Origin of the sequence: Streptomyces sp. NTH33 (assembly GCF_003236365.1) — a bacterium.
Classification (GTDB): domain Bacteria; phylum Actinomycetota; class Actinomycetes; order Streptomycetales; family Streptomycetaceae; genus Streptomyces.
In genome coordinates, this window is record NZ_POTZ01000285.1 from 1 (window position 1) to 9,444 (window position 9,444).

7 protein-coding genes are annotated in these 9,444 nt (G+C 71.6%); 6 read left to right on the plus strand and 1 reads right to left on the minus strand.

Annotated elements, in window-relative coordinates; genetic code table 11:
• A partial coding sequence (locus tag C1I97_RS24210; protein ID WP_111005294.1) for a bifunctional DNA primase/polymerase occupies positions 1-511 on the minus strand: 511 nt, incomplete at its 3' end.
• Positions 512-958: 447 nt separating this feature from the next.
• Between C1I97_RS24210 and nsdA the strand changes: the two genes are divergently transcribed.
• From nsdA to C1I97_RS24240, 6 genes are all read left to right on the plus strand, one after another.
• Positions 959-2,485, plus strand: coding sequence for a transcriptional repressor NsdA (gene nsdA, locus C1I97_RS24215; RefSeq protein WP_111005295.1), 1,527 nt, complete (start codon positions 959-961; stop codon positions 2,483-2,485).
• A gap of 247 nt (positions 2,486-2,732) precedes the next feature.
• A complete protein-coding gene (locus tag C1I97_RS24220; RefSeq protein WP_111005296.1) occupies positions 2,733-4,139 on the plus strand; it encodes an ammonium transporter in 1,407 nt (468 codons plus the stop codon).
• Positions 4,136-4,474, plus strand: a complete 339-nt coding sequence (locus C1I97_RS24225) for a P-II family nitrogen regulator (protein ID WP_030990174.1) — start codon at positions 4,136-4,138, stop codon at positions 4,472-4,474. The genes C1I97_RS24220 and C1I97_RS24225 overlap by 4 nt, the downstream gene beginning before the upstream one ends.
• 24 nt (positions 4,475-4,498) lie before the next feature.
• Positions 4,499-7,048: a [protein-PII] uridylyltransferase gene (locus C1I97_RS24230; RefSeq protein ID WP_111005297.1), complete on the plus strand. Its 2,550-nt coding sequence runs from the start codon at positions 4,499-4,501 to the stop codon at positions 7,046-7,048.
• 223 nt (positions 7,049-7,271) lie between these two features.
• Positions 7,272-8,822 carry a signal recognition particle protein gene (gene ffh / locus C1I97_RS24235; protein WP_111005298.1) on the plus strand — a complete coding sequence of 517 codons (1,551 nt, stop codon included), beginning with the start codon at positions 7,272-7,274 and terminating at the stop codon, positions 8,820-8,822.
• A 95-nt stretch (positions 8,823-8,917) separates the two neighbouring features.
• The coding region (locus C1I97_RS24240) for an ATP-dependent metallopeptidase FtsH/Yme1/Tma family protein (RefSeq protein ID WP_258382719.1) at positions 8,918-9,444 on the plus strand (527 nt) is incomplete at its 3' end.

The following is a 9,444-nucleotide window of genomic DNA, read 5'->3' on the forward strand; positions in this document are numbered from 1 at the left end:
GACCGAGGCCGCGCAGGTCGAGCGAGGCGGGGTCGTCCCAGCCCAGGCGGTAGAGGAGGGCCGGCAGCTCGGCGGCGGCCCCGGGGGAGACGAAGAAGTGCGCGCGGCCCTCGGGGGTGGCGGTCACCGGGCCGAGGGGGAGACCCATGCGCTCCAGCCGGGCCAGGGCGCGGCGCCCGGCCGGCTCGGCCACCTCGATGACGTCGAACGCGCGCCCGACCGCCAGCATCACCGAGGCCCCGGGCAGCTCCGCCCAGGCCCGGCTCACCTCGTCGAGCGTGGCCCCGGCCGGGATCCCGGGCGCGAACTCCAGAGGGTGGGCGCCCGGCGCCGGACAGTCCGTACGGCCGCAGGAGCACGCGCCGCCGACGGCCCGCGCGCCCCGCACCACGTCCCAGCCCCACAGCCCGGTGTACTCGGCCACCGCCGTGCACTCCGACGAGCGGTACGACCGGCCGCGCCGCCGCGTGCCGGAGCGGATCTCGCGCATGCCGCCGATCGTGAAGCCCATGCCCCCTCCAACGGTTCCACCGCCTCGATGGTTACGAGGCGAGTGCGGATCGTCACTCTCTGCTTCCACTCCCTCCCCGGCGCGGCCGGGTCCCCGCGGCGTCCGGAAGCGCCCCGGGTGGTGCGCCCCGCGGCGCGCGCCCTCGCGTACACCGCTCCGCCCGCCCGCAGTTGTCCTATGTCAAGTGAATCGCGTAAGGGCCACCGGGAGTTCATTCGAAGGGGTGGCGAATGGTGGCGTTTCACGGATCCCCATGGCTGTGCGGGTAATCGTGGGATTACTGTAAGTGCGCGAGTCCTGGGGCACATGCGCTCGTGGGTATGCCGGAGGCAAGTCGGCAGTCCGTTCGAAGAGTGAGAACCGGCGGACGAACGGCCGTATTGACAGGCATTCTGATAGGGCTTGGCGCACTCAGCGACGAGTGGTTTCAGGGATGGGGGCGTTCCAGTGAGCGGCAGCAACGGCGGAAGCGGGACAGGCGCGGCGGGCGCGGACAAGCGCCCGAACGAGTTGCTCGCCTCGTGGTTCGTGCGCAGCGGCTGGTCCAAGGGCGAGCTCGCCCGCCAGGTCAACCGCCGAGCCCGCCAGCTGGGCGCCAACCACATCTCCACCGACACCTCGCGTGTCAGGCGCTGGCTGGACGGCGAGAACCCGCGCGAGCCGATCCCCAGGATCCTCTCGGAGCTGTTCTCCGAGCGCTTCGGCTGCGTCGTCTCCGTGGAGGACCTCGGGCTGCGCACCGTCCGCCAGACCCCCTCCGCCACCGGCGTCGACCTGCCCTGGACGGGCCCGCAGACGGTGGCCCTGCTCAGCGAGTTCTCGCGCAGCGACCTGATGCTGGCGCGGCGCGGCTTCCTCGGGACCTCGCTGGTGCTGTCCGCGGGCCCCTCCCTCATCGAGCCGCTGCAGCGCTGGCTCGTGCCCTCGCCCCCGTCCCCCAGGCTCCCGGCCTCGCCCGAACAGGGAGGACCCCCGTCTCCGCGGGAGCCCGAGCCGCAGGCCGCCTCCCGCCGCCTCGGCCGGCTCTCCCGGCCCGAGCTGGAGCTGCTGGAGACCACCACCAGGATGTTCCGGCAGTGGGACGCCCAGTGCGGCGGCGGCCTGCGCCGCAAGGCCGTCGTCGGCCAGCTGCACGAGGTGACGGACCTCCTGCAGGAGCCCCAGCCCGAGGCCACCACCCGCAGGCTCTTCAAGGTCGCCGCGGAACTCGCCCAGCTGGCCGGCTGGATGAGCTACGACGTGGGACTGCAGCCCACCGCGCAGAAGTACTTCGTCCTCGCCCTGCACGCCGCCAAGGAAGCAGGCGACAAGCCCCTCGGCTCGTACGTCCTGTCCAGCATGAGCCGCCAGATGATCCACCTCGGCCGCCCCGAGGACGCCCTGGAACTCATCCACCTCGCCCAGTACGGCAGCCGGGACTGCGCGAGCCCCCGCACCCAGTCCATGCTGTACGCGCTGGAGGCCCGCGCCTACGCCAACATGGGCCAGCCCGGCAAGTGCAAGCGCGCGGTGCGCATGGCCGAGGACACCTTCGCCGACGCCGAGGACTGGGACGAGCCCGACCCCGACTGGATCCGCTTCTTCTCCGAGGCCGAGCTGTACGCGGAGAACTCCCACTCCTACCGCGACCTCGCCTACGTCGCCGGCCGCAGCCCCGCCTACGCCTCGCTGGCCGAGCCGCTGATGCTGAGGGCCGTAGAACTGTTCGCCGAGGACTACGAGCACCAGCGGTCGTACGCGCTCAACCTCATCGGCATGGCCACGGTGCACCTGCTCCAGCGCGAGCCCGAGCAGAGCACGCAGTACGTCACCCGGGCCATGAAGGTGGCCAAGAAGGTCCGCTCCGAGCGCGTGAACACCCGTATCCGGAAGACCGTCGACAACGCCGTACGCGACTACGGGGACCTCGGTGAGGTCATCGACCTCACCGAACAGCTCGCCGCCGAGCTGCCCGAGGCCGTCGAGGCCGTCTGAGCCCGCAGGACCCCACCCCCTGAACCCCGGCCGCGGCCGGCCCTCCCGAACTGCCCGACTCGGCTCCCCCCGTGCCAGGTCATCGGAAGGCTGCCCGCGGCCGGTCTCGCACGCAATTCACCGACGCGTAACACATCCGCCGTCTTCGTCACCCCGGTGAAACACCGAGGGGCGTCCACCGAAACCGCGCCGCGCGAGTCTCGTGGCGCACAACCGGCCCGCCCCTCACACCGACGAGGAGACGCCGATGGCACCATCCGCCATCACGCTGGCGGCGGACGCGCCCAAACTGTCGTCCGCCAACACCGGCTTCATGCTCATCTGTTCCGCCCTGGTGATGCTGATGACCCCGGGCCTGGCCTTCTTCTACGGAGGCATGGTCCGCGTCAGAAGCACACTCAACATGCTGATGATGAGCTTCATCAGCCTCGGCATCGTCACCGTCCTGTGGGTGCTCTACGGCTTCTCGATGGCCTTCGGCGCCGACAGGGGCTCGCTCATCGGCTGGACCTCCGACTTCGTCGGCCTCAGCGGAATCGGCAGGACGGAACTCTGGCCCGGACACACCATCCCGGTCTTCGTCTTCGCCGTCTTCCAGCTGATGTTCGCGATCATCACACCCGCCCTGATCAGCGGAGCCCTGGCCGACCGGGTGAAGTTCACCGCCTGGACGCTGTTCCTGGTGCTGTGGGCCACGATCGTGTACTTCCCGGTCGCTCACTGGGTCTGGGGCGCCGGCGGCTGGGCCTACAAACTGGGAGTGATCGACTTCGCCGGCGGCACCGCGGTCCACATCAACGCCGGCGCCGCGGCACTCGGCGTCATCCTCGTCATCGGCAAGCGCGTCGGCTTCAAGAGGGACCCGATGCGCCCGCACAGCCTCCCTCTGGTCATGCTCGGCGCGGGCCTGCTGTGGTTCGGCTGGTTCGGCTTCAACGCCGGCTCCTGGCTCGGCAACGACGACGGCGTCGGTCCGCTGATGTTCGTCAACACCCAGGTCGCCACCGGCACGGCCATGCTCGCCTGGCTCGCCTACGAGAGGATCCGCCACGGCGCCTTCACCACCCTCGGCGCCGCCTCCGGCGCGGTCGCCGGCCTGGTCGCGATCACCCCGTCCGGCGGCGCGGTGTCCCCACTCGGCGCGATCGCGGTCGGCGCCGTCGCCGGGGTCGTGTGCGCCATGGCGGTCGGCCTGAAGTACCGGTTCGGCTACGACGACTCCCTCGACGTGGTCGGCGTCCACATGGTCGGCGGTGTCGTCGGCTCCCTGCTGATCGGCCTCCTCGCCAGCGGCAAGGGCCAGTCCGCCGTCAAGGGCCTCTTCTACGGCGGCGGCCTGGACCAGTTCTGGAAGCAGTGCGCCGGCGTGTGCGCGGTCCTCGCCTACTCCCTGCTCGCCTCCGCGGTCCTCGCCTTCCTCCTGGACCGGACCATCGGCATGCGGGTCCCCGAGGACGAGGAGATCTCCGGCATCGACCAGTCCCAGCACGCCGAGACCGCGTACGACTTCACCGGCGCGGGCGGCGGAGCCGTTACCGCCCTGGCCCTGGCCGCCACGCAGAGCAAGGCCGCCACGCCGGGCAAGGCCGCCACGCAGAGCAAGGCCGCCACGCAGAGCAAGGCCGCCACGCAGAGCAAGAAAGTGGACGTATGAAACTCATCACCGCCGTCGTCAAACCCCACCGCCTCGACGAGATCAAGGAGGCCCTGCAGGCGTTCGGCGTCCACGGCCTCACCGTCACCGAGGCGAGCGGCTACGGCCGGCAGCGCGGCCACACCGAGGTCTACCGCGGCGCCGAGTACACCGTCGACCTGGTGCCCAAGATCCGTATCGAGGTGCTGGCCGAGGACGACGACGCCGAACAGCTGATCGAGGTCATCGTCAAGGCGGCCCGCACGGGCAAGATCGGTGACGGCAAGGTCTGGTCCCTGCCGGTCGAGACGGCGGTCCGGGTCCGGACCGGCGAGCGCGGCCCGGACGCACTCTGAACAGCACGAGGACGGGAGCCGCCGGTGACCGGTACGGACGTGCGAAGCCAAGCGGGGAAGCCGGGACCCGGCGGCTACGCGGCGGCCCGGCTGCGCCTCCTCACCGAGGGGACGCACTCCGGCCCGCCGCGCCGGGCGGCCCTCGCCGCACTGACCGACGACTGGCTGGCCGGGCTGTTCACCGGGGCGGCCGAGGGCCGGCGGGGCGTCTCGCTCGTGGCCGTCGGCGGCTACGGGCGCGGCGAGCTGTCCCCCCGCAGCGACCTGGACCTGCTCCTCCTGCACGACGGCGGTGACGCCAAGGAGACCGCCGCCCTCGCCGACCGCCTCTGGTACCCCGTGTGGGACCTCGGTCTCGCCCTCGACCACTCGGTCCGTACACCCGCCGAGGCCCGCAGGACGGCGGGGGAGGACCTCAAGGTCCAGCTCGGCCTGCTGGACGCCCGGCACCTCGCCGGCGACCGCGGCCTGACGGCCGTACTGCGCACGACCGTCCTCGCCGACTGGCGCGACCAGGCGCCGAAACGGCTCCCCGAACTCCAGGACCTGTGCACCGAACGCGCACAACGGCACGGCGAACTGCAGTACCTCCTCGAACCCGACCTGAAGGAGGCCCGCGGCGGACTGCGGGACGCCACCGCGCTGCGCGCCGTCGCCGCCTCCTGGCTGGCCGACGCCCCGCGCCAGGGCCTCGCCGACGCCCGCCGCCGGCTGCTCGACGTACGCGACGCCCTGCACCTGACCACGGGCCGGGCCACCGACCGCCTCGCCCTGCAGGAACAGGACCAGGTCGCCGCCGAGCTGGGCCTGCTCGACGCCGACACCCTCCTGCGCCAGGTGTACGAGGCGGCGCGCGTCCTCTCGTACGCCGGCGACATCGCCTGGCGTGAAGTGCGGCGCGTGCTCAGGGCGCGCGCCGTGCGGCCGAGGCTGCGCGAAGAGACAAGGGAGCGAGGCGACTTCCTCAGAAGGGTGGTGGCGGGCGACGGGTGGGCCCTGGGCGGTGGCAAGCCCCTCGCGGAACGGTCCCCGCTCGCCGAAGGGGTGGTGGAGCAGGACGGCGAGGCGGTACTCGCCCTCACCGCACGCCCCGAACGCGACCCCGTGCTCCCGCTGCGCGCCGCGGCCGCCGCCGCGCAGGCCGGACTGCCGCTCTCCCCGCACGCCGTACGGCGCCTGGCCGCCACCACGCGCCCCCTGCCCACGCCCTGGCCCGCCGAGGCCCGCGAACAGCTCGTCACCCTGCTCGGCTCCGGCCGCCTCGCCGTCGAGGTCTGGGAGGCACTGGAGGCGGAAGGCCTGGTCACCCGGCTCCTGCCCGACTGGGAGCGGGTGCGCTGCCGCCCGCAGCGCAACGCCGTCCACCTCTGGACGGTCGACCGCCACCTGATCGAGACGGCCGTACGCGCCTCCGCGCTCACCCGCCGTGTCGGCCGTCCCGACCTGCTCCTGGTCGCCGCGCTGCTGCACGACATCGGCAAGGGGTGGCCCGGCGACCACCGTGTGGTCGGCGAGACCATCGCCGGGGACGTGGCCGCGCGCATCGGCTTCGACCGTGCCGACGCGGCCGTGCTCGCCGGCCTCGTACGCCACCACCTGCTGCTCGTCGAGACCGCCACCCGGCGCGACCTGGACGACCCGGCGACCGTCCGCTCGGTCGCCGAGGCGGTCGGCACCCCGGGCACGCTGGAGCTGCTGCACGCCCTGACCGAGGCGGACGCCCTGGCCACCGGCCCGGCCGCCTGGTCGTCCTGGCGCGGCTTTCTGGTCGCCGAACTGGTCCGGCGGGTCTCGGCCGTCCTTACCGGGGATGTCATCGACGCGCCCGAGGCCGCCGCGCCCACCGCCGAACAGGAGCGACTGGCCGCCGAGGCCCTCCGTACGGGCGGTCCGGTGCCGGTCCTGCGCGCGCGGCCCGAGCCGCCTGCCGAGGAGCACCAGGGGAAGCCCTCAAAGGAGTCCTCAAAGGAGCCCTCGAGGGAGCTTTCGGGGGAGCCCGAGCCGCTCGGCGCCGAACTGCTGATCGCCGTCCCCGACCAGCCGGGCGTCCTGCCCGCGGTCGCCGGGGTGCTGGCCACCCACCGGCTCACCGTCCGCACGGCCGAGCTGCGCGCCCTGGACCTGCCGGACGGCGTCGACGGCGGCTCCGTACTGCTGCTGGACTGGCGGGTCGCGGCCGAGTACGGCTCCCTGCCCCAGGCCACCCGGCTGCGGGCCGACCTCGTCCGGGCACTGGACGGCACCCTGGACATCGCGGCCCGCCTCGCCGAACGGGACGCGGCCCACCCGCGCCGCCGGGGCGTCGTGGCGCCTCCGCCCCGGGTCACGGTCGCCCCGGCCGCGTCCCGGCACGCCACGGTGATCGAGGTCCGGGCGCAGGACGCACCGGGACTGCTGTTCCGGATCGGGCGGGCGCTGGAGGACGCGGGGGTGCGGGTGCGCAGTGCGCACGCTTCGACGTGGGGGGCGAATGCCGTGGACGCCTTCTATGTGACTCACTGGGCGGGCGGTCCATTGCCGCTGGAAGAGGCGGCTTCGGTGGCACGACAGGTGGAGGAGGCATTGAGGGCGTGACCTGGCGGTCATGTCGTGCGTTTATCGGGTGTGTGCTCCCCGCTTCCGCGGGGATGGTCCGCCGGCTCAGCACGTGCTGAAGATGGTCAACGCATGCTCCCCGCCGTTGCGGGGAGCACCGTCCCCGCCCGCTCGATCCCGCAGGCGGGGACGATTTGCTTGCTGAGCCGGATACCCTGGAGGACAGCCCGAAACGCCCCCGACTCCGAGGACCGACGCCGCCGTGTTCGATACTCTCTCCGATCGCCTCTCAGCGACTTTCAAAAGCCTGCGCGGCAAGGGGCGGTTGTCCGAGGCGGACATCGACGCCACGGCCCGCGAGATCCGCATCGCGCTCCTCGAAGCCGATGTGGCCCTGCCGGTCGTCCGGATGTTCATCAAGAACGTGAAAGAGAGGGCCCTCGGAACTGAAATTTCCAAGGCCCTCAATCCTGCTCAACAGTTCATCAAGGTCGTAAATGATGAGCTCGTCGGCATCCTCGGCGGCGAGACCCGCCGCCTGCGCTTCGCCAAGCAGCCGCCCACCGTGATCATGCTCGCCGGTCTCCAGGGTGCCGGTAAGACCACCCTCGCGGGCAAGCTCGGCAAGTGGCTCAAGGAGCAGGGCCACTCCCCGGTGCTGGTCGCCGCCGACCTCCAGCGCCCGAACGCGGTCAACCAGCTCAGCGTCGTCGCCGAGCGCGCCGGCGTCGCCGTCTACGCGCCCGAGCCGGGCAACGGCGTGGGTGACCCGGTCAAGGTCGCCAAGGACTCCATCGACTTCGCGAAGACCAAGGTCCACGACATCGTGATCGTGGACACCGCCGGCCGTCTCGGCATCGACGCCGAGATGATGCAGCAGGCCGCGGACATCAGGGATGCCGTCCAGCCCGACGAGATCCTGTTCGTCGTCGACGCGATGATCGGTCAGGACGCCGTCAACACCGCCGAGGCGTTCCGCGACGGCGTCGGCTTCGACGGCGTGGTGCTCTCCAAGCTCGACGGCGACGCCCGCGGTGGCGCGGCCCTGTCGATCCGCCATGTCACCGGCAAGCCGATCATGTTCGCGTCGAACGGCGAGAAGCTCGACGACTTCGACGCCTTCCACCCGGACCGGATGGCCTCCCGCATCCTCGACATGGGTGACCTGCTCACCCTGATCGAGCAGGCGGAGAAGACGTTCAGCCAGGAAGAGGCCGAGAAGATGGCCTCCAAGCTGGCGTCCAAGAAGGGCCAGGACTTCACCCTGGACGACTTCCTGGCCCAGATGGAGCAGGTCAGGAAGATGGGCAGCATCTCGAAGCTGCTCGGCATGCTCCCCGGCATGGGCCAGATCAAGGACCAGATCAACAACATCGACGAGCGCGACGTCGACCGCACCGCCGCCATCATCAAGTCGATGACCCCGGCCGAGCGCCAGGACCCGACGATCATCAACGGCTCCCGCCGGGCCCGTATCGCCAAGGGTTCCGGTGTCGAGGTCAGCGCGGTGAAGAACCTGGTCGAAAGGTTCTTCGAGGCCAGGAAGATGATGTCCCGCATGGCCCAGGGCGGCGGTATGCCCGGCATGCCGGGGGTCCCGGGTATGGGCGGCGGTCCCGGCCGGACGAAGAAGCAGCCGAAGAAGGTCAAGGGCAAGCAGCGCTCCGGCAACCCGATGAAGCGCAAGCAGCAGGAGCAGGAGGAGGCGGCCCGCCGCGCCGCCGCGGCCCAGGGCGGCGGTGCCCTCGGGCTGCCGCAGCAGGGTGGCCAGGAGTTCGAACTGCCGGACGAGTTCAAGAAGTTCATGGGCTGAACCCGTACGGCAGGTGTACGACGCCGAGGGCGCTCTTCCGAGGAAGGGCGCCCTCAGCGCGTGCCGGGGTCCACCATCTGCCGTAACGTCCAGATATGAGCAATGCCGCGCCGCCACGCAAGGCCCCTGACCAGCCGTGGCGCAGCGAGGGTGCCCCGGAGGAGCCGCCCGGGCGGCCCGGCGGCAACAGGATGCGCGGCAGATGGTGGGGTCTGCTCGTCACTGCGGTGATCGTCTTCCTGGTGGCCTACGGCTCGCTGAGCTACTACAGCGCGGGCAACGAGCCGACGATCTCGTACACCGAGTTCAGCAGGCAGGTCGACGCCGGCAACGTCAGCAAGATCTACTCCAAGGGCGACGCGATCCAGGGCCAGCTGAAGAGCTCCCGCGACAACCCCGAGGGCGGGGGCAGGTACACCAAGTTCAAGACCCAGCGCCCGGCCTTCGCGGACGACAGGCTCTGGCAGAGTCTGAGCGGTCACCACGTCACGGTGACCGCGCAGCCGGTGGTGCAGGAGCGCGGTTTCCTGGCCAACCTGCTGCTCTCGCTGGCACCCATCGCGCTCCTGGTGGCGCTGTGGATCTTCTTCGCGCGGCGGATCGGCTCGGGGCTGGGCGGGCC